General features: G+C 61.1%; 26 protein-coding genes and 1 tRNA gene. 19 read left to right on the forward strand and 8 right to left on the reverse strand.

Annotated elements, in window-relative coordinates:
* The first annotated feature begins 129 nt into the window (after window positions 1-129).
* The 7 genes from GGQ67_RS07650 (at window position 130) to GGQ67_RS07680 (ending at window position 6,826) form a co-directional block, all read left to right on the forward strand.
* Complete coding sequence (locus GGQ67_RS07650; RefSeq protein ID WP_183899591.1) at window positions 130-567, forward strand: DUF6163 family protein; 438 nt, start codon at window positions 130-132, stop codon at window positions 565-567.
* Between the two features lie 130 nt (window positions 568-697).
* A complete protein-coding gene (ldtR, locus tag GGQ67_RS07655) occupies window positions 698-1,213 on the forward strand; it encodes a transcriptional regulator LdtR (RefSeq protein ID WP_018898693.1) in 516 nt (171 codons plus the stop codon).
* Window positions 1,214-1,672: 459 nt separating this feature from the next.
* Window positions 1,673-2,977 carry a L,D-transpeptidase family protein gene (locus GGQ67_RS07660; RefSeq protein WP_183899592.1) on the forward strand — a complete coding sequence of 435 codons (1,305 nt, stop codon included), beginning with the start codon at window positions 1,673-1,675 and terminating at the stop codon, window positions 2,975-2,977.
* Between the two features lie 154 nt (window positions 2,978-3,131).
* The gene (gene glyA, locus GGQ67_RS07665; protein WP_183899593.1) at window positions 3,132-4,430 is read left to right on the forward strand and encodes a serine hydroxymethyltransferase; all 1,299 of its coding nucleotides are present in this window, start codon (window positions 3,132-3,134) and stop codon (window positions 4,428-4,430) included.
* A gap of 9 nt (window positions 4,431-4,439) precedes the next feature.
* Window positions 4,440-4,916, forward strand: a complete 477-nt coding sequence (nrdR, locus tag GGQ67_RS07670) for a transcriptional regulator NrdR (RefSeq protein WP_183899594.1) — start codon at window positions 4,440-4,442, stop codon at window positions 4,914-4,916.
* Between the two features lie 3 nt (window positions 4,917-4,919).
* A complete protein-coding gene (ribD, locus tag GGQ67_RS07675; RefSeq protein ID WP_183899595.1) occupies window positions 4,920-6,206 on the forward strand; it encodes a bifunctional diaminohydroxyphosphoribosylaminopyrimidine deaminase/5-amino-6-(5-phosphoribosylamino)uracil reductase RibD in 1,287 nt (428 codons plus the stop codon).
* Window positions 6,206-6,826 carry a riboflavin synthase gene (locus tag GGQ67_RS07680; protein ID WP_183899596.1) on the forward strand — a complete coding sequence of 207 codons (621 nt, stop codon included), beginning with the start codon at window positions 6,206-6,208 and terminating at the stop codon, window positions 6,824-6,826. Before ribD ends, GGQ67_RS07680 begins: the two co-directional genes overlap by 1 nt.
* Here GGQ67_RS07680 and GGQ67_RS07685 read toward each other — a convergent pair.
* Complete coding sequence (locus tag GGQ67_RS07685) at window positions 6,789-7,325, reverse strand: GNAT family N-acetyltransferase (RefSeq protein WP_183899597.1); 537 nt, start codon at window positions 7,323-7,325, stop codon at window positions 6,789-6,791. The two genes, GGQ67_RS07680 and GGQ67_RS07685, sit on opposite strands and share 38 nt — an antisense overlap.
* A gap of 17 nt (window positions 7,326-7,342) precedes the next feature.
* Complete coding sequence (locus GGQ67_RS07690) at window positions 7,343-7,846, reverse strand: cupin domain-containing protein (RefSeq protein WP_183899598.1); 504 nt, start codon at window positions 7,844-7,846, stop codon at window positions 7,343-7,345.
* 230 nt (window positions 7,847-8,076) lie between these two features.
* On the opposite strand from GGQ67_RS07690, the gene ribH reads away from it, so the two are divergent.
* From ribH to GGQ67_RS07705, 3 genes are all read left to right on the forward strand, one after another.
* Complete coding sequence (gene ribH, locus GGQ67_RS07695; protein ID WP_018898685.1) at window positions 8,077-8,532, forward strand: 6,7-dimethyl-8-ribityllumazine synthase; 456 nt, start codon at window positions 8,077-8,079, stop codon at window positions 8,530-8,532.
* A 3-nt stretch (window positions 8,533-8,535) separates the two neighbouring features.
* Complete coding sequence (nusB, locus tag GGQ67_RS07700; RefSeq protein WP_183899599.1) at window positions 8,536-9,018, forward strand: transcription antitermination factor NusB; 483 nt, start codon at window positions 8,536-8,538, stop codon at window positions 9,016-9,018.
* Between the two features lie 215 nt (window positions 9,019-9,233).
* Window positions 9,234-11,372 (forward strand): sodium-translocating pyrophosphatase, encoded by a 2,139-nt coding sequence (locus GGQ67_RS07705; RefSeq protein ID WP_183899600.1) that lies wholly within the window; start codon window positions 9,234-9,236, stop codon window positions 11,370-11,372.
* Window positions 11,373-11,458: 86 nt separating this feature from the next.
* Here the strand turns inward: GGQ67_RS07705 and GGQ67_RS07710 are convergent, their stop codons facing one another.
* Window positions 11,459-11,989 (reverse strand): outer membrane protein assembly factor BamE, encoded by a 531-nt coding sequence (locus tag GGQ67_RS07710; protein WP_183899601.1) that lies wholly within the window; start codon window positions 11,987-11,989, stop codon window positions 11,459-11,461.
* 187 nt (window positions 11,990-12,176) lie between these two features.
* Between GGQ67_RS07710 and GGQ67_RS07715 the strand changes: the two genes are divergently transcribed.
* The 7 genes from GGQ67_RS07715 (at window position 12,177) to GGQ67_RS07745 (ending at window position 17,405) form a co-directional block, all read left to right on the forward strand.
* Window positions 12,177-12,767: a ubiquinol-cytochrome C chaperone family protein gene (locus GGQ67_RS07715; RefSeq protein ID WP_183899602.1), complete on the forward strand. Its 591-nt coding sequence runs from the start codon at window positions 12,177-12,179 to the stop codon at window positions 12,765-12,767.
* A gap of 9 nt (window positions 12,768-12,776) precedes the next feature.
* A complete protein-coding gene (locus GGQ67_RS07720; protein ID WP_183899603.1) occupies window positions 12,777-13,331 on the forward strand; it encodes a YceD family protein in 555 nt (184 codons plus the stop codon).
* Window positions 13,332-13,434: 103 nt separating this feature from the next.
* Window positions 13,435-14,481, forward strand: coding sequence for a phosphate acyltransferase PlsX (gene plsX, locus GGQ67_RS07725; protein WP_183899604.1), 1,047 nt, complete (start codon window positions 13,435-13,437; stop codon window positions 14,479-14,481).
* A gap of 19 nt (window positions 14,482-14,500) precedes the next feature.
* Window positions 14,501-15,472 carry a beta-ketoacyl-ACP synthase III gene (locus GGQ67_RS07730; RefSeq protein ID WP_183899605.1) on the forward strand — a complete coding sequence of 324 codons (972 nt, stop codon included), beginning with the start codon at window positions 14,501-14,503 and terminating at the stop codon, window positions 15,470-15,472.
* Window positions 15,473-15,581: 109 nt separating this feature from the next.
* Complete coding sequence (locus GGQ67_RS07735; RefSeq protein WP_018898677.1) at window positions 15,582-15,920, forward strand: integration host factor subunit alpha; 339 nt, start codon at window positions 15,582-15,584, stop codon at window positions 15,918-15,920.
* A gap of 229 nt (window positions 15,921-16,149) precedes the next feature.
* Window positions 16,150-16,683 carry a MerR family transcriptional regulator gene (locus GGQ67_RS07740; protein WP_183899606.1) on the forward strand — a complete coding sequence of 178 codons (534 nt, stop codon included), beginning with the start codon at window positions 16,150-16,152 and terminating at the stop codon, window positions 16,681-16,683.
* A 53-nt stretch (window positions 16,684-16,736) separates the two neighbouring features.
* Entirely contained in the window at window positions 16,737-17,405 is a 669-nt protein-coding gene (locus tag GGQ67_RS07745; protein WP_343056492.1) for an HAD family hydrolase, read from the forward strand.
* 8 nt (window positions 17,406-17,413) lie between these two features.
* Here GGQ67_RS07745 and GGQ67_RS07750 read toward each other — a convergent pair whose 3' ends face one another.
* Entirely contained in the window at window positions 17,414-17,563 is a 150-nt protein-coding gene (locus GGQ67_RS07750) for a hypothetical protein (protein WP_183899607.1), read from the reverse strand.
* Between the two features lie 231 nt (window positions 17,564-17,794).
* Here GGQ67_RS07750 and GGQ67_RS07755 point away from each other — a divergent pair.
* Both GGQ67_RS07755 and GGQ67_RS07760 read left to right on the forward strand, forming a co-directional pair.
* Window positions 17,795-17,871 (forward strand) — tRNA-Pro (locus GGQ67_RS07755).
* 255 nt (window positions 17,872-18,126) lie between these two features.
* The gene (locus GGQ67_RS07760; RefSeq protein ID WP_183899608.1) at window positions 18,127-18,339 is read left to right on the forward strand and encodes a hypothetical protein; all 213 of its coding nucleotides are present in this window, start codon (window positions 18,127-18,129) and stop codon (window positions 18,337-18,339) included.
* A gap of 31 nt (window positions 18,340-18,370) precedes the next feature.
* Here the strand turns inward: GGQ67_RS07760 and GGQ67_RS07765 are convergent, their stop codons facing one another.
* The 4 genes from GGQ67_RS07765 to GGQ67_RS07780 form a co-directional block, all read right to left on the reverse strand.
* Window positions 18,371-18,520, reverse strand: a complete 150-nt coding sequence (locus GGQ67_RS07765; protein WP_183899609.1) for a hypothetical protein — start codon at window positions 18,518-18,520, stop codon at window positions 18,371-18,373.
* Window positions 18,521-18,586: 66 nt separating this feature from the next.
* Window positions 18,587-18,880: a helix-turn-helix domain-containing protein gene (locus GGQ67_RS07770; protein WP_183899610.1), complete on the reverse strand. Its 294-nt coding sequence runs from the start codon at window positions 18,878-18,880 to the stop codon at window positions 18,587-18,589.
* Window positions 18,881-18,889: 9 nt separating this feature from the next.
* Window positions 18,890-20,164: an O-antigen ligase family protein gene (locus GGQ67_RS07775; RefSeq protein ID WP_183899611.1), complete on the reverse strand. Its 1,275-nt coding sequence runs from the start codon at window positions 20,162-20,164 to the stop codon at window positions 18,890-18,892.
* Window positions 20,161-21,714 (reverse strand): undecaprenyl-phosphate glucose phosphotransferase, encoded by a 1,554-nt coding sequence (locus GGQ67_RS07780; protein ID WP_183899612.1) that lies wholly within the window; start codon window positions 21,712-21,714, stop codon window positions 20,161-20,163. Before GGQ67_RS07780 ends, GGQ67_RS07775 begins: the two co-directional genes overlap by 4 nt.
* Window positions 21,715-21,730: the final 16 nt, after the last annotated feature.

The following is a 21,730-nucleotide window of genomic DNA, read 5'->3' on the forward strand; positions in this document are numbered from 1 at the left end:
GGTTCCAATTGTTGCCGCGCTCATTATCATGTCGTCAGATAAATCCAAACCGGGCGAATGGCCGCAACCGGCAAGCGGCTGGCGACGAAGCGCTGGCGAAGACGTCGCCACGCACCTATTGTCTGACGCATGAACGCTGATTCTCCGACCATACCGAAAAGCACGCTGACCGGCGTTCTCTTTGTCCTGTTCCTGCGCCTGATCGCGATATCGTGCTTCTGGTTTGGATTGCAGTATTGGGCCATGCTCGTCGGCTACTCGCTGATCGGTGCCGGCCGCTTTGATCTTCTGAGCCTGCCGTGGAAGGTGGCCAGCACCAGTCTCGCCGTTCTCTTCCCGGTCGCAGCTCTCGGGCTCTGGCTGGCGGTATCCTGGGGCCCGGTGATCTGGGTGCTCGCGGCAGGTGGCCAGATCGTCATGTACGGGTTTCTTCCGGAGATTTTCGGAGCCAACAAGCTCGTCATTTTCCTCCATGCCGTGGTCGCCGTTATCTACGGTGTTTTCCGCTTCCTGCTCTGGCAGGAGAAGCGCCGGCGCCGGCAGCAGGTAAGTGTTGATTTACCCTGATACAACAGCGCCTTTTGGTAAGGCACTGTTAAGCCTGCAGTTTAAGTAGAATTTTATCTGTATTCGATAGGGTCTGTCTCAAGGCGGGAAGACAACCAACACCGCCAAACAAAACAGTGAGGCAGTCATCATGAATACGAAAATCAAGCCGCAGGCGGTATCGAACTTCCGTGAACAGCAGGACCTGGGTATCCGTGATCTTTACATGGAATCCCTTCATCTTGTTGAACGTCTTCACCGCCGTCTTCTGGATGTCATCAAGGACGAATTCGACCGTCAGGGTCGCAGCGACGTCAACGCCATCCAGGCTCTTCTCCTCTTCAACATCGGCAACTCGGAACTGACCGCCGGCGAACTTCGCTCCCGCGGTTACTACCTGGGCTCCAACGTTTCCTACAACGTCAAGAAGCTCGTCGACCTCGGCTTCATCAACCACCAGCGCTCGCGCATCGACCGTCGCTCGGTCCGCATCAGCCTGACGGAAACCGGCCAGGAAATCGCCGAGACGGTTGCCAAGCTCTATGAGCGCCACACGGCATCGATCGACAAGGTCGGCGGCATCGGCACCGACGAGTTCGCGCAGATGAACAAGCTGCTGACCCGTCTCGACCGCTTCTGGAACGACTCGATCATGTATCGTCTCTAAGCAACAAGACCCCTCCAAGGTCAAAGAAAGCCGGATGCGTTTCCCTGCGCGTCCGGCTTTGCCGTTTTGGCCGACGTGGCATCTTTGCAACGCATGACCGGTCAACCATGCTTCGAGGCACAAACGCCTGTATTCAAGTCGCGTTTTAGCCGCTATTAGCCAGGAAAATCCTTGCAATGGTTTGGTTCATTTTTCGCCTCGATCGCCATCGAAGGTTGCGCTTTGCGGCGGAGACACGAATTGGCCATATTAGCATGGCAGCGGAAATACATGGAAACCGGCGTTTCCTGGAGCCGAGGTTCCTAAAACCTCGCTTGTTCTGCTCGCGATCAAGTGATCGCCTGCAGCGAGATTTCGAGGCGCGCCGTGGCAACGGATGGGCAGTGACTGCGTTATGCGCGGTGACGAAGGGCAAAGCCACCGGTCTCTCAAGCGGCGGCATTATTGTGGTTGGGACGAATGTCGAAGAAAATTGGAATTGAAGCTCTCTCCAGAAGGGCGTTTCTCGCCTCGGCGGCGGCTGTCGGCGCAAGCACGGTCGCGGCGCCGGCATTCGCGCAGTCGGCGATCGATTCGATCATCAATGCACCGGAGCGCGGCGACTGGGACGATCAGTTCGACGCGAAGGCTGCTTCGCGTACGGCCACCGCCGTCGTGTCGAACACGCCTGTTCTCGGACCACAGTCCGTCCCCAGCGTTCAACAGGCAATCGCGCAGTATCAGCAGATTGCATCCGCCGGCGGGTGGCCGCAGGTCAATCCTGGCCAGCAGCGTTTGCAGATCGGCGTCACCGACCAGTCCGTCCAGGGGTTGCGTCAGCGCCTCTTCATCACCGGCGACCTGCCGCGCGAAGCCGGCATGTCCTCGTCCTTCGATTCCTACGTCGATGGCGCGGTCAAGCGCTTCCAGGCCCGTCACGGCCTGCCGGCCGATGGCGTGATCGGTGAATTCACGCTGAAGGCGATGAATGTTCCGGTCGATGTGCGCCTGCAGCAGCTCAGCACCAATCTCGTTCGCCTGCAGACCTTCCCCGAGGAGCTCGGCCGTCGCCATGTGATGGTCAACATCCCGGCCGCCTATGTCGAGGGTATCGAGGATGGCAGCGTCGTGACGCGCCATGCCGCCATCGTCGGCCGCATCAGCCGCCAGACCCACCTCGTCAACTCGAAGATCTACGAGGTCATCCTCAATCCTTACTGGACCGCGCCGCGCTCGATCGTCGAGAAAGACATCGTGCCGCTGATGCGCAAGGACCCGACCTATCTGACGAAGAACAACATCCGCCTGATCGACGGCAAGGGTGAGGAGGTCGCGCCGGAGACGATCGACTGGAACGCCGAAAAGGCGCCGAACCTCACGTTCCGCCAGGATCCGGGCAAGATCAACGCCATGGCCTCGACGAAGATCAACTTCTACAACAAGAACGGCGAGTACATGCACGACACGCCGCAGCAGGGCCTGTTCAACAAGCTCATGCGCTTCGAGTCTTCCGGCTGCGTCCGCGTTCAGAACGTCCGCGATCTGACCACCTGGCTGCTGCGTGATACCCCTCCGTGGTCTCGCCAGCAGATGGAGCAGGTGATCACCACCCGCGTCAGTACGCCGATCAAGCTTGCGGAAGAAGTGCCTGTCTACTTCGTCTACATCTCCGCCTGGGCCATGCCCGACGGCGTTGTCCAGTTCCGCGACGACATCTATCAGATGGACGGCAATGCCGAGCTCGCGCTCGACACCACATCAGGGATGGAGCAGCCGGTTCAGTAAGAGCCGCATGCTCCGTTCGACCCATAAAAAACCGCGTCTTTCGGGGCGCGGTTTTTTGTTGCGCGTAGATTGCCTAGCAAATGTCGTTCTTCGTATTGCCCTCGAAAGGGCGTAGCGCTAATAGCCTAGCGCATTCCAGTTGAGGAGCCCGCCGATGACCAATGCTTCTACCCAGACCTTCTTCAATCGCTCGCTTGCCGATACCGATCCGGAAATCTTCGGTTCGATCCAAAAGGAACTCGGTCGCCAGCGTCATGAGATCGAGCTGATCGCTTCGGAAAACATCGTTTCCCGCGCGGTTCTGGAAGCCCAGGGCTCCATCATGACCAACAAGTATGCCGAGGGATATCCGGGCAAGCGCTACTACGGTGGCTGCCAGTTCGTTGACATCGCCGAAGAGCTTGCGATCGAACGCGCCAAGAAGCTGTTCGGCGTCAACTTCGCCAACGTTCAGCCGAACTCCGGCTCGCAGATGAACCAGGCCGTCTTCCTCGCGCTGCTGCAGCCGGGTGACACCTTCATGGGTCTCGACCTCAATTCGGGCGGTCACCTGACACACGGTTCGCCGGTCAACATGTCCGGCAAGTGGTTCAACGTCGTGTCCTACGGCGTTCGCGAAGGCGACAACCTGCTCGACATGGACGACGTCGCCGAGAAGGCGCGCGCCCACAAGCCGAAGCTCATCATCGCCGGCGGCACCGCTTACTCCCGTATCTGGGACTGGAAGCGCTTCCGCGAGATCGCCGATGAAGTCGGCGCCTACCTCATGGTCGACATGGCCCACATCGCCGGTCTCGTCGCCGGTGGCCAGCATCCGTCGCCGTTCCCGCACTGCCACGTCGCGACCACCACGACCCACAAGTCGCTGCGCGGCCCGCGCGGTGGTGTCATCCTGACCAACGACGAGGATCTGGCCAAGAAGTTCAACTCGGCCGTCTTCCCGGGTCTCCAGGGTGGTCCGCTCATGCACATCATCGCCGCCAAGGCCGTTGCCTTCGGCGAAGCGCTGCAGCCTGAGTTCAAGGATTACGCGGCACAGATCGTCAAGAACGCCAAGGCGCTTGCCGATACGCTGATCGCGGGCGGCCTAGACGTCGTCTCCGGCGGCACCGACAACCACCTGATGCTGGTCGACCTTCGCAAGAAGAACGCCACGGGCAAGCGCGCGGAAGCAGCGCTCGGCCGCGCCTACATCACCTGCAACAAGAACGGCATTCCGTTCGACCCTGAAAAGCCCTTCGTCACGTCAGGTGTTCGCCTCGGCGCGCCCGCGGGCACGACGCGCGGCTTCAAGGAAGCGGAATTCAAGGAAATCGGCAATCTCATCATCGAGGTTCTCGATGGCCTGAAGGCGGCCAACTCCGACGAGGGCAATGCCAGCGTCGAAGCAGCGGTGCGCGACAAGGTGATGAACCTCACCGGCCGCTTCCCAATGTACGACTACATCGGCTAAGGATAGCGCATGCGCTGCCCATTCTGCGGATCGGAAGACACACAGGTCAAGGATTCACGCCCGGCGGAGGACAATACGTCCATCCGCCGCAGGCGTATTTGTCCCGACTGCGGCGGTCGATTCACGACCTTCGAGCGCGTGCAGCTGCGCGAGCTCATGGTCGTGAAGAAGACCGGCCGCAAGGTGCCTTTCGATCGCGACAAGCTGGTGCGTTCCTTCGAGATCGCACTGCGCAAGCGCCCCGTCGACCGCGACCGCATCGAGCGCGCCGTCTCCGGGATCGTCCGGCGCCTGGAAAGCTCCGGTGAGGTCGAAATCAGCTCCGAGCAGATCGGCCTGCAGGTGCTCGAGGCGCTGAAGAGCCTCGATGACGTCGGTTTCGTGCGCTACGCCTCGGTCTACCGGGATTTCAGCCATGCCGAGGATTTCGAGAAGGTGATCTCGGAGATCAACGCCAAGATCGCACGCGATCCACTGGACAGCTGAGCGATGAGCGCCTCGCCGGACGACGCGCAATTCATGCGGGAGGCGATCCGCCTGGGTCTCCTCCATCTCGGCCAGACATCCACCAATCCCTCCGTCGGTTGCGTCGTCGTACGCGACGGCAATATCATCGGCCGTGGTACCACGGCTGTCGGCGGCCGTCCGCATGCCGAGCCGCAGGCGCTGGCGCAGGCGGGCGAACTGGCCCGCGGCGCGACCGCCTATGTGACGCTCGAGCCATGCTCCCACCACGGAAGGACGCCGCCTTGCGCCGATGCGCTGATCGCATCCGGTGTGAGCCGCGTCGTCATCAGCGTCACCGATCCCGATGAACGCGTGTCGGGCAGGGGCATCAGGATGCTTCGCGATGCCGGCATCGAGGTCGAGACCGGGCTGCTGGAGGAAGAGGGACGCCGCTCGCTCGCCGCCTATCTCACCCGTCAGACGAAGAACCGTCCCTATGTGATTCTGAAACTTGCCGTTTCCAAGGATGGCATGATCGGCCGTATGGGCGAGGGCCAGATCGCCATCACCGGCCCGGCCGCACGCGCCGAAGTGCAACAATTGCGCGCCGAAACTGACGCGATCCTCGTCGGCATAGGCACCGCCGTTGCCGACGATCCGGAACTCACCGTGCGCATTCCGGGGCTAGAGGGGCGCTCGCCGGTGCGGATCGTGCTCGATCCGCTGCTGGAGTTGCCGTTGACGTCGAAGCTGGTGCGGACGGCGCGGCAGGTTCCTGTGATTGTGGTGGGGCGTGAAGAGGTTTCGGAGGCGTGGGAGCAAGATTTACCCCCCTCTGTCCTGCCGGACATCTCCCCCACAAGGGGGGAGATCGATGTGTGGCAGCCGTCCAGCCAAACAGTCGATGTTGGAGCGAGAGGGCAAGCCCAGCCAATCTCCCCACCTGTGGGGGAGATGCCCGGCAGGGCAGAGGGGGGTATCCCAACCGCCGACGCCTCGAACAATCAACTCGACGCCCGCCGCCAAGCCCTCGAAGCATCCGGCGTCGAAGTCGTCTACTGCCACCCCTACCACCCGGAACAGCTTCTCCCGGCACTCGCCTCCCGCGGCATTTCCTCGCTGCTGGTCGAAGGCGGCGCCAGGACCGCGCGGCTTTTCCTCGAGACGGGCTATGTCGACCGCATCCTGCTCTATCAGGGTCCGGGCACGATCGGCGATGGCGGTATTGAAACGCCGGTCCGCAAGACCGATATCCCATCCGATTTCAAGCATATGGGCACGCGCGTGATTGGCGACGACAGCCTGGACGAGTACGAAAGAGAAGTTTGATGTTTACAGGCATTGTCACCGACGTCGGCACGATCGAATCCGTCTCTTCCTTGAAGGAAGGCATCAAGCTGCGCGTGGCCACCAGCTACGATCCCGCGACCATAGATATGGGCGCCTCGATCTCGCATTCCGGCATCTGCCTGACCGTCACGGGCCTGCCGGAAACGGGCAGCAACGGCCGCTGGTTCGAGGTCGAAGCCTGGGAAGAGGCGCTGCGCCTGACGACGATCGGCACCTGGAAAGAGGGCAGCCCCGTCAATCTCGAGCGCTCGCTGAAGATCGGTGACGAACTCGGCGGCCACATCGTCTCCGGGCATGTCGATGGAAAGGCCGAAATCCTCTCCGTCACCGAAGAGGGCGACGCCACCCGTTTCCGCATCCGCGCGCCTGAGCATCTGGCCAAGTTCGTCGCGCCCAAGGGCTCGATCGCGCTCGATGGCACATCGCTGACGGTCAACGCCGTCGATGGCACCGACTTCGACGTGCTTCTCATTCGCCACACACTCGAGGTCACGACCTGGGGCAAGCGCCAGGCCGGCGATTTCGTCAACTTCGAAGTCGACACCATGGCGCGCTATGCCGCTAGACTGTCCGAGTTCCCGGTCGCGAAAGCAGAATAACCTCGCCATTGTAGTTCGTACGCCTCGCATCGCCAAAGCCGAGCTTTTCGGCAAGGCGCAGCGAGGCGGCATTGTCGGGGTCGATGATGCAGCTCATCGGTCGTGACGGAAAGCGTGCCTCCGCCCATCCGATCAGAGCCCGCAGCGCCTCGGTCGCATAACCCTTGCCTTGAACCTCCGGCATCAATGCCCAGCCCGTTTCCAGCGTCCCCTCGGTGCTGACCGGCTGCATCTCGCGCTTCATTTCCAGAAAGCCCGCTTCGCCCACGAACCTCCCGCTCTCTTTTTCCTCGATGGCGAGGAAGCCGAAGCCCATATGGTGCCACATCCCGGCGACGCGCAACATGCGACCCCAGCTCTGCTCCCGCGTCGACGCCACCCCGCTGATGAAGCGCACGACCGCATCGTTGCTCCAGAGCGCATGATAAGCCTCGAAATCCTCAACTGTGTGCGGTCGCAGGATCAGACGCTTGGTCTCGATGGTCGGTATCTCGGTCATCGCGATCGCTTTCCTCGTCACGCCCCAGGCTCGCCATCCCAGTAATCGAGACTGTCGCCGGCGCGGCCCATCTCGCGAAACGACCGGTCGGGCGCTCCCTCCCGGCGCGTCTTGGCGAGAAATTTGCCGGAATCAGGATATTCGACGATATCGGTCGCGGCCTTCGTCGAGATGCCGAGATAGATGAGCGGGGTCGCACCCGTGTTGATGATCTGGTGTGCCGTCTCCGCCCCGCCCGCCGGTGCGCCGAGCACGTCGCCTTTGCGGATCGGATGGCGCGCCGATCCAAAACGGTATTCGCCGGTTCCTTCGATCACGAAGAACATCTCGTCCTCGACATGATGGTTGTGGAAGGGACAGCTCGATTTGCCTGCCGGCACCTCGTTATAGCTGACGCCGAGCCCCTTGAGGCCCAGCATCGTTGCGAACGAGGTATCGGCGCTCTCGTAAAGCTCTCCCTGCTTCCAGCGGTCGAGGCTGAGGGCATCGATGTTGACGATGGGTGTCTGCTGATCGGTCATTCTCGTCTCCCTTTGCCCAAGGGAACTATGAGTTTGCGCGGGAAATCAACCCGTTATCGATCGGCACTTGGCGTTTTCGAACCGGCGGTCCGCCAGCACCTCGGCAATCGCCGGGACGATTCGCGATTTTGCACCGCAGCCATGAGCCGAATTTGCTTGCCATTCCGGCAAAGGCGTGTTTTGACCGCCGCCTGTCGAACGGCAAATCCTCTAGGAAATGAAGGTGACCCATGGCGCGAGAAACCGCTCCTCATATCTTGATCGTTGAAGCACGTTTCTACGACGACATGGCCGACGCGCTTCTGGAAGGCGCTACCTTCGCATTGACCGAAGCAGGCGCGACCTATGATGTCGTCACCGTTCCCGGCGCGCTGGAAATTCCGGCTGCGATTGCAATGGCTCTCGATGGAGCGGATAATGACGGCACGAACTATGACGGCTACGTTGCGCTCGGGATGGTCATTCGCGGCGAGACCTACCACTTCGATATCGTATCGAACGAATCCTCGCGCGCTTTGATGGATCTGTCCGTCAGCGAATCCATTGCCATCGGCAACGGCATCCTGACGGTCGAAAACGACGAGCAGGCTTGGTCGCGCGTACGTCGTTCGGACAAGGACAAGGGCGGCTTTGCCGCTCGCGCAGCTCTCACCATGATCGAGCTGAAGAAAAAGCTGGGTGCATAAAGTATGAGCAACGAAAACGCGGAGCGTCCGGTCAAGACAGCCAACCAGCGCGGCGCCGCGCGCCTTGCCGCCGTGCAGGCGCTCTATCAGATGGATGTTGGCGGTGCCGGGGTTCTCGAAATCGTCGCCGAATACGAAGCCCATCGTCTCGGCCAGGAACTGGATGGCGAGACCTACCTGAAGGCTGATCCCTCATGGTTCCGTTCGATCGTCTCCGGCGTCGTGCGCGAACAGAAGCGCCTCGATCCACTGGTTGCCTCGGCGTTGCAGGACGATTGGGCGCTGTCGCGCCTCGACAGCACCGTTCGCGCCATTCTTCGCGCCGGCGTTTTCGAGCTTCTCGACCGCAAGGACGTGCCGGTTGCGGTCATCGTCACCGAATATGTCGAGATCGCTCAGGCGTTCTTCAGCGATGACGAGCCCAAGCTCGTCAATGCGGTTCTCGACCGCATCGCCAAGCAGGTTCGCGGCGATCAGAAAAAGTAGCGTTTCGCGCGCAAGAATCGGCCCCTTCCTCCGATTGGCTTATCTCCTCTTTCCCATTGCTCCGTAAGGGTTTTCCGCCCTTGCGGGCTTGACGTCCCGTTTTCCTCCCCGCAATCTCCACTCGGCGTTGCAGCATTTCTGTGGGAGGAAATGAGGACGGCGTGTTCGCAGCCGGAGAGGGAGTGAGCTCCGGCTCTTTTGGAGGAAAGAGCGAAATGACGATTCTTTTATTCGTAATAGCGTGCGGGTTGCTTTCGGTGGTCTATGCCATCTGGGCGATCCGGTCGGTGCTATCAGCCGACCAGGGGAATGCCCGCATGCAGGAAATTGCGGGTTATATTCGCGAAGGCGCGCAGGCCTATCTGACGCGCCAGTATACGGCGATCGCTATCGTTGGCGTCGTTGTCTTCATCGCCGCCTGGCTGCTGCTCTCCGCCACGGCCGCGATCGGCTTCCTGGTGGGTGCGGTCCTGTCGGGCGCTGCCGGTTTCATCGGCATGCACGTTTCGGTTCGCGCCAACGTGCGTACCGCGCAGGCCGCCTCGCATAGCCTGGCCGCCGGTCTCGGTATCGCCTTCAAGTCGGGCGCCATCACCGGTATGCTGGTCGCCGGCCTGGCGCTGCTTGGCGTCTCCATCTATTATCTGATCCTTACCGTCGTGCTTGGCCACGATCCCGCCGCGCGTGAGGTGATCGATTCACTGGTCTCGCTCGGCTTCGGCGCATCGCTGATTTCGATCTTCGCCCGTCTCGGCGGCGGCATATTCACCAAGGGCGCCGATGTTGGCGGCGATCTCGTCGGCAAGGTCGAGGCCGGTATTCCGGAAGACGACCCCCGCAACCCCGCCACCATCGCCGACAACGTTGGCGACAATGTCGGCGATTGCGCCGGCATGGCGGCCGACCTATTCGAAACCTATGCCGTTTCCGTCGTCGCGACGATGGTTCTCGCGGCGATCTTCTTCGGCGGCACGCCGATGCTTCAGTCGGCGATGATCTATCCGCTGGTCATCTGCGGCGCCTGCATCATCACCTCGATCATCGGTACCTTCTTCGTCAAGCTCGGCAGCAACGGCTCGATCATGGGCGCCCTCTACAAGGGGCTCATTGTCACCGGTCTGCTGTCGATCCTGGGCCTCGGTGCGGCAACGTCGCTCACCGTCGGCTGGGGGCCGATCGGCACCGTGGCCGGCCGTGAGATCACCGGCATGAACCTGTTCATCTGCGGTATCGTCGGCCTCGTCGTCACCGCGCTGATCGTCGTCATCACCGAATACTACACCGGCACCAACAAGCGCCCGGTCAATTCGATCGCCCAGGCATCGGTGACGGGACACGGCACCAATGTCATCCAGGGGCTTGCCGTATCACTCGAATCGACGGCACTTCCGGCGATCGTCATCGTCGGCGGCATCCTGGCGACCTTCCAGCTCGGCGGACTGTTCGGTACCGGCATCGCCGTCACCGCCATGCTCGGCCTCGCCGGCATGATCGTGGCGCTCGACGCCTTCGGCCCCGTCACCGACAATGCCGGTGGCATCGCCGAAATGGCCCATCTTCCGCCGGAAGTGCGCAAATCGACGGACGCGCTCGATGCGGTGGGCAACACCACCAAGGCCGTTACCAAGGGTTACGCGATCGGTTCGGCCGGTCTCGGCGCTCTCGTGCTCTTCGCCGCCTATGCGAACGACCTGCAATATTTCGCCTCGCGCGGCGACCAGTATCCCTACTTCGCCAATATCGGCACGATATCCTTTGATCTGTCCAACCCCTATGTCGTCGCCGGATTGCTCTTTGGCGGCCTCATCCCCTATCTCTTCGGTGGCATCGCCATGACGGCGGTCGGTCGCGCGGCCGGTTCCATCGTCGAGGAGGTACGCAAGCAGTTTCGCGAAAAGCCCGGCATCATGCAGGGGACAGAGAAGCCGGATTACGGCAAGGCCGTCGACCTGCTGACCAAGGCGGCCATCCGCGAAATGATCATTCCGTCGCTTCTTCCTGTTCTGGCGCCCGTCGTCGTCTATTTCGGCGTGCTCGCCATTTCCGGCTCCAAGGCTTCGGCCTTCGCCGCCCTTGGCGCATCGCTCCTCGGCGTCATCATCAACGGCCTGTTCGTCGCGATCTCGATGACCTCGGGCGGCGGCGCATGGGACAACGCCAAGAAGTCCTTCGAGGACGGTTTCGTCGACAAGGACGGCACGCGCCACATGAAGGGATCGGAAGCGCACAAGGCATCGGTGACGGGAGATACGGTCGGCGATCCCTACAAGGATACGGCGGGCCCCGCCGTCAATCCGGCGATCAAGATCACCAATATCGTGGCGCTGCTGCTTCTCGCTATCCTCGCCGGATAGTCTCTCCGGCCGGATACGCATCGCAACCATTGAAAAACCCGCCGGAGCGATCCGGCGGGTTTTGTATGGGCGAATAGATATGCCTGTTAGCGCAAGCTGGCCGGGTTCTGCGGCGATGGCTGGGAGCCGGCGCCGAACAGGCCCTTTGCCATGTTCGCGGCGCTGCCGCCCGAAAGCAGCTGCTGCAGGAAGGTGAGATCCTTGCCGCCCGTCGGCGTGACGCGCGTGATCGTGTCGAACGGCTTGCCGTCCTTGAGCGTGTAGTTGGCGCGGCGGGTAACGACGCCGTCCTTGTCGAAGTAGATGGCGAGCACGCTCTGGTCCACGACCTTGAGCTTCTGGAACGCCAGCGAGCGCTCGCGGCGCTGCGAGATGTAATAGAAGACTTCGCCATCGAAGGTGGCGGTCGTCGAAGGCGTGCCCAGCGAAAGCAGGACCTGCTCGCGGCTCGATCCCTCGGGAACCAGGTTGAGCGACTGCTCGTCGGCGACATAACCGCCGTTGAGAACCGTACCGGTTTGGCAGCCGGTCAATCCGGCGGAGGCTATCATGATGGCAATGGCGGCATTGCTGAGGAATTTCCTGTCAGACTTGAAATACCGTTTCTTCAACGACATCTACTCCCTTAACGTATCGATACCAGCCATCGGCCATGCAATGTTACGCTGATGCAAAACCATTGTGGCCTTTCCGGGGTCGGACGTTAGCCATCTGCCGAGTGGCTGTCGTCGAAGCGCTGTCCCGAAACTGGCCACCTTCGCCATTGCAATTCGCGCATGCTTCGGTAAACCAGCTTTCGAAATCATGCAACACGGCCGGACGCAGGTTGGCGCCCAGAACGAGGCCTTTCCGGAAAAAACAATGATATTCGGGCTCTTTGGCAAGAAAAACAGCAATCAGGCGATCGTCGACCGGCAATACGCGACGCTAACCTCGGCGGCGCGCACGCCTGCATTCTACGAAAGCCTGAATGTTCCCGATACCGTCATGGGCCGGTTCGAGATGCTGTCGGCGGTGATGATCCTGTTTTTTCGCCGCACCCGCGCATCCGCGACCAGCGGCCAGGAAATCGCCCAGGAAATCGTCGATGCATTCTTCCAGGACATCGACCATTCGATCCGCGAGCTCGGGATCGGCGACAACAGCGTTCCCAAGCGCATGAAGAAATTCGCCGGCATGTTCTATGGCCGGCTCGAAGCCTATTCCAAGGCCATGGACGCCAACGATGTTCCGGCTCTCGCCATGGCGCTTGGCCGCAACATTCATCCCGAAGCGGCTGACGCCGTCGACATGCGCGGCCTTGCCGACTGGATGTTCGCCGCCGAATCGGAATTGTCGGCGCAGTCCGAAGACACGATCGCGACCGGATCGGCAACATTGCCGGGCGTTGCGTGAGGAGACCCCATGAAGAACCCAACCGATAACCCGCCTTTTTCCTATCTCGTCAAGGTCGGCAACGTCTCGGCCAATCCCGTCGATATCCATCTCGAAGCCGACAAGGACGAGTTGCAGGCACTTGCCGAAACCTGGGACGTGATCTCCGTCGACGATTTCCGCGCCGATCTGCAGATCGCGCGATGGAAGAAGGATGGCATCCGCGTGAAGGGCAGGGTGCGGGCAAGCATCGTGCAGAGCTGCGTCGTCACGCTGGAGCCGGTGCCGTCGAAGATCGATGAACCCTTCGAGCAGATCTTCGTGCCGGAAAATTCCAAGCTTGCGCGCCGTCCGGCCAACGACACCGGCGAAATGATGTTGGACCCCGATGGTCCCGACATGCCGGAAAGCTTCGTGGGCGACACGATCGACGCCGGCGAAGTGGCCACCGAATTCGCCGCCATGGCGATCGATCCGTACCCCCGCAAGGAGGGCGTTGCCTTCGATGGTCACATAGAAGACACCGGAGAGAACGATAAGAAGCCTTCCGCCTTCGCTGTTCTGAAAGACTGGAAAAAGGACTGAAAGCCGCTCGCTGTTTGACATAATTCAGTTGTCAGCGACGGGAAAACCGGTATTTTGGCCGAAATTTCGCCCTCCTGGGACGAAAAAAAAGGATCAGGGACGCGTGATCAGAATTTCTCTCGACCTCATGGGTGGCGACTATGGTCCCCAGGTAGTCATCCCCGGTGCCGCCAAGGCGCTGGAACGGCATCCGGACATATCGTTCGTGATGTATGGCTTGAAGGAACAGTGCGAGCCCATTCTCGCCCAGTTTCCGAAGCTGAAGGAGAAATCGGTTCTCCACGATTGCGAACTTGCGGTGCGCATGGACGAGAAGCCGAGCCAGGCGTTGCGTCGCGGCCGCTACGTCTCCTCCATGTGGCGTTCGCTCGAGGCCGTGAAGACCAAGGACGCCGATGTCGCGGTTTCCGCCGGCAATACCGGCGCGCTGATGGCGATGGCCAAGTTCTGTCTGCGCACGATGGCCAATATCGAGCGCCCGGCGATCGCGGCGATCTGGCCGACCATGCGCGGCGAGAGCATCGTGCTCGACGTCGGCGCGACGATCGGGGCCGATAGCCAGCAACTGATGGACTTCGCGCTGATGGGCGGGGCCATGGCGCGTGCGCTGTTCGAGATCGACCGCCCGACGATCGGCCTGCTGAATGTCGGCGTCGAGGAGATCAAGGGTCAGGAAGAGGTCAAGGAAGCCGGGCGCCTGCTGCGCGAAGCCAATATCGACTCGCTCGACTATTTCGGTTTCGTCGAGGGCAATGACATCGGCAAGGGAACCGTCGATGTCGTGGTCACCGAAGGCTTCGCCGGCAACATCGCGCTGAAGGCAGCCGAAGGAACTGCCCGCCAGATCGGCGAATATCTCAAGGCCGCGATGTCGCGCACCCTGCTTGCCAAGATCGGCTACATCTTCGCCAAGAGCGCGTTCGACATGCTGCGCGAGAAGATGGACCCGAGCAAGGTCAATGGCGGTGTGTTTCTCGGCCTGAACGGCGTGGTGATCAAGAGTCACGGCGGCGCCAATGCCGAAGGGATCGCGTCGGCGATCGAGGTCGGCTACGACATGGCCAAGAATGGCCTCAATCAGAAAATAGAGAACGATTTGCAAAAGTATCATGCCAAGCGGCTGCCCCCGATCGGGCCGGAAGCGGCATGAGCGACGGGATTTGATGAATATGATCCGTTCAGTGGTTCGCGGTTTCGGATCCGCGCTTCCGAAACGCGTTATGACCAATCGCGACATGGAAGATGTCGTGGACACCTCCGACGAATGGATTGTCCAGCGCACGGGCATTCGCCAGCGTTATCTAGCCGGAGAAGATGAGACGACGTCCTCGCTCGGCGCGGCGGCGGCTCTGGCCGCGCTCGAAAAGGCCGGCATGACGCCCGATGACATCGACATGATCATCTGCGCGACGTCGACGCCGGACAACACGTTCCCGGCGACCGCCGTCAGCATCCAGAACCGTCTCGGCATGAGCCATGGCTTTGCCTTCGACGTTCAGGCGGTCTGCACCGGTTTCGTCTATGCGGTCACCACCGCCGACGCCTATATCCGTGGTGGCCTTGCCAAGCGCGTGCTTGTCATCGGCGCCGAGACCTTCTCGCGCATCCTCGACTGGAACGACCGCACGACCTGCGTGCTGTTCGGCGACGGCGCCGGCGCGATCGTGCTCGAGGCGGCGGAAGGCGAGGGGACGACGGCGGACCGTGGCGTGCTGACCGCGCATCTGCGTTCGGACGGCTCGCACAAGGACAAGCTCTTCGTCGATGGCGGACCATCGACCACGGGCACGGTCGGCAAGCTGCGGATGGAAGGCCGCGAGGTCTTCAAATATGCGGTCGGCATGATCACCGACGTCATCCAGGCGGCCTTCGACAGCACCGGCACCACGTCGGACGATCTCGACTGGCTGGTGCCGCATCAGGCAAATCGTCGCATCATCGACGGGTCGGCCAAGAAGCTCAACATCGCGCCCGACAAGGTCGTCGTCACCGTTGACCTGCACGGCAACACGTCGGCGGCATCGATCCCGCTCGCACTCGCGGTTGCAGCCGGTGACGGACGTATCAAGAAGGGCGATCTCGTCATGCTCGAGGCGATGGGCGGCGGCTTCACCTGGGGCGCCGTGCTGCTGCGCTGGTAACAGCCTAAAAACCGAAAAAACTGACAACGAACAAGGGCTTGACCGTAAGGCGCAAGACAAATACTCTTCGCTCGTCCTCACAAAACAAAACCGATGGGCAGGGAAAAAGATGACCGGCAAAACAGTCACGCGCGCAGACTTGGCGGAATCCGTTTTTCGCAAAGTCGGTCTGTCCCGAACGGAATCGGCGGAGCTCGTGGAGACTGTGATCGACGAGATCTGCAACGCCATCGTTCGCGGTGAGACGGTCAAGCTTTCCTCCTTCGCGACCTTTCAGGTGCGCGACAAGAACGAGCGCATCGGACGTAATCCGAAGACCGGCGAGGAAGTGCCGATCTCTCCGCGCCGCGTCATGACCTTCAAGGCATCGAACGTGCTCAAGACCCGGATCTTGAAGGCGCACACACTGCGCAAGGTCAAGACCAAGCCGGCCAATCCGGCCGCCTGATCGCTTCCCGGCCTCGTCGTCCGACGAGGCTGATCGACGCTTCCATTGAATTTTCCGCAAGGTTTTCTGTGCGAATTCGAGACGTGACTTGAATTAACGCAAGCAAACCGTTGAAATATGATGAGTCGCGGCTCGGACATTTCAGGTGCGAGCCCTTGGGCTTGTCGGCGAACGGCAGGCGCGACGCGCCGAAGATCGCGTGCTGAAAATCGCGTAGGGAGTGAGAACCTTGGATAAGAGCCCGGATGCTTTTCGCACCATCAGCGAGGTAGCGGACGACCTGGATCTTCCGCAGCACGTGCTGCGTTTCTGGGAAACCCGCTTCCCGCAGATCAAGCCGATGAAGCGCGGCGGCGGCCGGCGATATTACCGGCCTGAAGACGTCGATCTCCTGAAGGGCATTAGGCACCTGCTCTATGATCACGGCTACACCATCAAGGGTGTACAGAAGCTTCTGAAGACCAACGGCAACAAGTTCGTCATCGCCATCGGCCATGGCGATCTCGCGAGCGTTCAAGCCCTGACCGGCCAGAGCGAGGGCGATGCCGGCGAGCCCAGGGTCGGGATGTCGGAGGAAGATCAGCTGGTCGGCCGCGCCAAGGCGCCCGCGTCCCGCCGTTTCTTCAACTTCGGCGGCGGCGACGACGACGCGGCCGAGGTGTCCCTCGGCAAATCGAGCGTCGGCAAGGAAGACCGGGCGCTGTTGCAGGAGGCGCTATACGATCTCCTGGAATGCAAGCGCCTTCTTGACCAGGTCCGCTGAGGTCACTGTCGGCCGACGCGAGATCATCCCGTATTGTCAGCCAGGAGCTTCGTGTGCCTGTTACCGAAAAGTCCCCCGAAAAGGCGTATGACGCGTTCCTGTTCGACATGGACGGAACCCTGCTGAATTCCATTGCCGTGGTCGAGCGTGTGTGGACCGGCTGGGCGATCAGGTACGGCTTGCAGCCCGAGGTGTTCCTGAAGACGATCCATGGCATTCGAGCCAGCGATGTGATCCGCGGTCTGGCGCTGCCTGGTGTCGATGCCGAGCACGAAGCACGGCTTCTGCTTCAAGAAGAGTTGGAGGATGTCAACGGCATCGTCGAGATCCCGGGCGCGGTGCAATTCCTCAACAGCCTGCCGCCGGAGCGTTGGGCCATCGTCACCTCCGCGCCGGCGGAGCTTGCGAGGCTCCGCATGGCCGCCGCCGGCATTCCCATGCCATCGGTGATCGTGACGGGTGAAGAGGTATCATCCGGAAAGCCGAGCCCGGAAGGCTATCGCCTTGGCGCCGAACGTCTGGGTGTCGATCCCGGTCGTTGCCTAGTGTTCGAGGACGCGGTCGCCGGTATCCTCGCGGGCGAGGCGGCGGGCGCGGATGTGGTCGTCGTCACGCAGACCCACGCCACGCCTTTTGAAACTCCGCACATGTCGATCGCCGATTATCACGGCTGCGGCGTCACGTTGAACGACGATGGCCGCATCGGTTTCGCGCGCCGCTAGTCCAGCACTCACTGTTTGCGCGGCAGGCCCTGCTTCTGCATCCGCTCATATGCGGCCAGCATCTTCGCCTTGACGGAGCCGAGTGTGCCGAGTTCGTGTCCGCAGGTGAAGCATGTCAGCATGTCGCTATCCAGCGGCTGCGGGCGTTCGAACTTCATTCTGGTGTTCCTGCACTTCGGGCAGGGGATCTCGATTTCCATGCTGTGTCTCCCTTGGCAATCTGACGTCCCAATAGTCAGATGAGCGAGCGAGGGCAAGCACTTTGCGGCGCCGGACGGCTACGCCGGGCGCGTCGGACGAAAAGAAGCGGTGAATTTCCAAGCGATGTCGATTTTTCGCTTGCGCCGAGAATCCCAAAAGACTAACAGGATCAGGCCATAAAGGCAGGTCGGGGCGTAGCGCAGCCCGGTAGCGCACTTGACTGGGGGTCAAGGGGTCGCAGGTTCAAGTCCTGTCGCCCCGACCATTTAAACAGATCGTCGGCAGCCCCCAGGAGCCGGGATCATCATAAAAACTCTCAACGATGAGCAAAGTTTGGCCTGGCGCGCTTACATGCGCGGTGAGAAATGATTCCTGACTTGTCAATAATGAATGACGCCAATGTCCAGTATTAAATTAGATTAGGCCGCTGCTCTGAATAAATCATCTGAAAATCATAATGTCATCTCGAATATTTCCTCCAATTATGGCATGGATATACGGGAGATGCATGAGGTTGTTCATGATTGATGTCAATGACAGCGAATCTCTTCGAGCTGGAATGTCGGAATCACTTTCGAAGGTGGTCGACAATGCTGTTCAGGCCGGGTGGCCGGAACGTGATGTGGCGCTGTTGCTGATGGAGCTGGCCGAAACCCATCTCATGAAGGTCGCGGCGGCCGTTATCATTGACGACGCGCTGTATTTACAGCGCGTCCATAGTCTCAAGAATTGAGCGCGCGCAGGTCGCGCTCATCGCCTGAACGTCACTTCTGCTCGATGGACACGCCGTTCTCGCCAATGCTCATCTCGACGCCCGTCGGCTTCGTCTTCTCATTGTAGATGTAGGCACCAAGTCCGGCGACGACGACGATCAGGGCGCCGATGACAACATAAAGACTGTTCGAGTTTCTCAAGTAAATATCCCTCAACATTTTGATAATGCGCGGGAATAACGCGAAACCTCGACTTTTGTTCCGCGCTCAGTCGTCGTTTGCCGAGTTCAGGTTCTCAGGACGAATGCCCTCGTCGCCGCCGGTGCGCGCCTTCAGACGGACGCCCGGACCACCCTCGTTATGATTGCCGCTGGCGATGAAGAGAACGCCGCCGGTTTCGAGCGCCTGCTTGACCGCCAGCAGCGCCTGGGGCTCGCCTTGCGTCTCGTCACGCTCAAGAGTTTCGAGGGTTGCGACGGGCAGGCCGGATGCGGTTGCCAGTTGCTCTATCGTCATACCCGTCATCGCGCGGGCGGCGCGTATCTGCATGGCTGTAATCATAAGGAAAGTCTAGCGCGCCGGCGCCGGTTCGCAAGGGCTCGGCGAAGGTCGCGAGCGAATTGCGTCGCGCTGGTGCCTCGCCTCGAGCGCGGCGCAGCCCCACACGATGCCGAACAGCAGGTAGACGTGACGCCAATGATCGATGTCGATGACGTTGCCGATCGCCACGTGACCGATCACGCCGATCCAGCCAATCATCAGATAGGGCTGCCAGGGCCGGTCCTTGAGCAGGTTCTTGAAACCGAGATAGAGGGTCCAGCAGAGCATCACGACATAGCTGATGAAGCCGAGCCAGCCATAGGTCGTCAGCGACTTCAGCCAGATATTGTGCTCGTCCTCGGGAAAAATCGTGCCGAACACCATCGGCCCGATGCCGAGCGGCCGCTCCATCATCATCGTGAGGCCGATCCGGTGGCGCGCGAAGCGCCCGAGATACTCGCCGTCATATTGCTGCACGAGCTGCGCGCGCATCGAGAACAGCTCGCTGACCTTGGGAAACTGCAATGCGATGACAAGCGAGGCAACCATCATCAAGATAGCCGCCAAGGACAGGACCAGAATGCGCAGCCGGAAGGCGCCGGTCCGCTCCTTGAGCAGCATCACGAAGATCAGCAGCAGGATGGTCAGCAGAAACAGGCCCCAGGCCGCGCGCGAGAACGACAGGAACACACCCAGCGCGAGGATCAGCAGCGCCGCCGCCTTGAGCGGCGCGGCACGCAGATTTCCCGTCAGGATGCCGTGCACGAGATAGAGGGAAGGGGGCACGAGGAACGGCCCGAAGACGTTCGGGTCTTGAAAGGCGCCCTTGGCGCGGTCGTAGAGGGTGAAGACCTCGGAGCCCGGAAAGACCTGAAAATAGCCGAGAATGCCGAGCGTCGAGGTAATGACGGCCGCGAATGCCCAGGCATTGAAGATGAGCTGCAGCCGTCGGTGACTGTCCTCGATGATCGCCGCGTAGAAGACGGCTGTCAGAGCAAGGAATGTCGATACCGCGATATACATGGGACCGTCGGCGATATCCTTCATCTGCGTCAGCGACAGCATGCCGCCGACGTTGAAGGTGATCAGCAGCGCCAGAAGCGGAAAGGTATAGCGAGAAATCCTGAGGCCGAGGATGAACCACAATCCCACCAGTCCGGCCATCCACAGTTCATAGGGGGCGGGCTCACTGATAACGAAGCCCGAAAGGAACACGCCGACAGTCACGGCCGCCGAACCGATCAGCCGCAGTGTCGCCCGTTGTGGATCAGCGACGCGCGCGTATGTCGGTTCGATCGCGCTCAATAGGCGTTTTCCGTGTTGAACAGGCGAAACGGCGTGAGGAACAGGATCTTCAGGTCGAACCAGAGCGACCAGTTCTCGATGTAGTAGAGATCGTAGGCCGTGCGGAACTTGATCTTGTCGTCATTGTCGACCTCGCCGCGCCAGCCGTTGATCTGCGCCCAGCCGGTCACGCCCGGCTTGACGCGGTGGCGGGCGAAATATCCCTCGACGACGTCGCCGAAGGCGCGGTCGCGGGCCTGTGCAAGCACCGCATGCGGGCGGGGGCCGACGAGCGACAGGTTGCCGATGAGCACGTTGAACAGCTGCGGCAATTCGTCGATCGACGTCTTGCGGATGAAGCGGCCGACGGGTGTCACCCGGGGGTCATCCTTGGTGACCGCGGCCTTCCCGGTCGGGTCGCTCATGTTCGAATACATCGAGCGGAACTTGAAGACGTTGATGACCTCGTTATTGAAGCCGTGCCGCTTCTGCATGAAGAAGACAGGTCCCGGCGACGTCGTCTTGATGGCGAGCGCCGTCGCCAGCATGATCGGCCAGACGACGGCAAGCGCAAGCACGGCGAAGAAAATATCGAAGCAGCGCTTGGCCACCGAATCCCAGTCGCGAATGGGCTTGTTGAAGATGTCGAGCATCGGCACCGAGCCGACATGCGAATAGGCACGCGGGCGGAAACGCAGGCGGTTCGAATGGGCCGCCAGCCGGATGTCCACCGGCAGCACCCATAGCTTTTTCAAGAGCTGCAGGATGCGCGCCTCGGCGCTGAGCGGCAGCGCGATGATCAGCATGTCGATCCGGGTCAGGCGCGCGAATTCGACGAGCTCGCCGATCGTCCCGAGCTTGGGGTAGCCGGCGACCATCGACGGCGAGCGCTTCTCGCCGCGATCGTCGAAGATGCCGCAGATGCGGATGTCGTTGTCCGGCTGCTGCTCGAGCAGACGGATGAAGTCCTTGGCCGGCTGGCCGCCGCCGACGAGAACCGCGCGGCGCTCCATGATGCCGTTGCGCGCCCAGTTCCGGATGCCGTAGGCGAGCAGGAAGCGGGACCCGAGCAGGAAGATGCCGCCAACCACAAACCAGCCGACATACGAATGCAGCTGCGCCGCGCCGACCGGGCTGACGACCGCGATGATCGCGACCATGGCGGCGAAGACGACGGTCCATGTCAGGAGCACTTTGGGAAGCGGCCGCGTACGGGCGCGAAGTGCCGGAATGGTATAGCAATCGGCGGTCTGCAGCGCGAGGACCAGGAGCGCTCCGACGCACAGGGACGCAACGGCCCGCATGGCGATGGTTTCCTCGGTATCCACCCATAGCAGAAAGGAAAGCAGGCCGATTCCGAACTGCGACAGGAATTCGATCAGCCGGAACTGTCCGATCATGATCGATGGCGTGCGTGTGCCATCGCTGAACTGTTCGGCGATCTGACGTGCGTAGTCGTTCAGCGGCTCCGAGCTCGTCGTCTCGGTGCCGTCACCGCGTCGATTGACGTCGGAAACTTGCTTGCGCAGGGTTTCCAGATCAAATTGATCGTTGTTCTCTGCCTTGTTCATCAGGCTACCGCCGCTG

Origin of the sequence: Rhizobium metallidurans (assembly GCF_014196505.1) — a bacterium.
GTDB lineage: Bacteria > Pseudomonadota > Alphaproteobacteria > Rhizobiales > Rhizobiaceae > Rhizobium > Rhizobium metallidurans.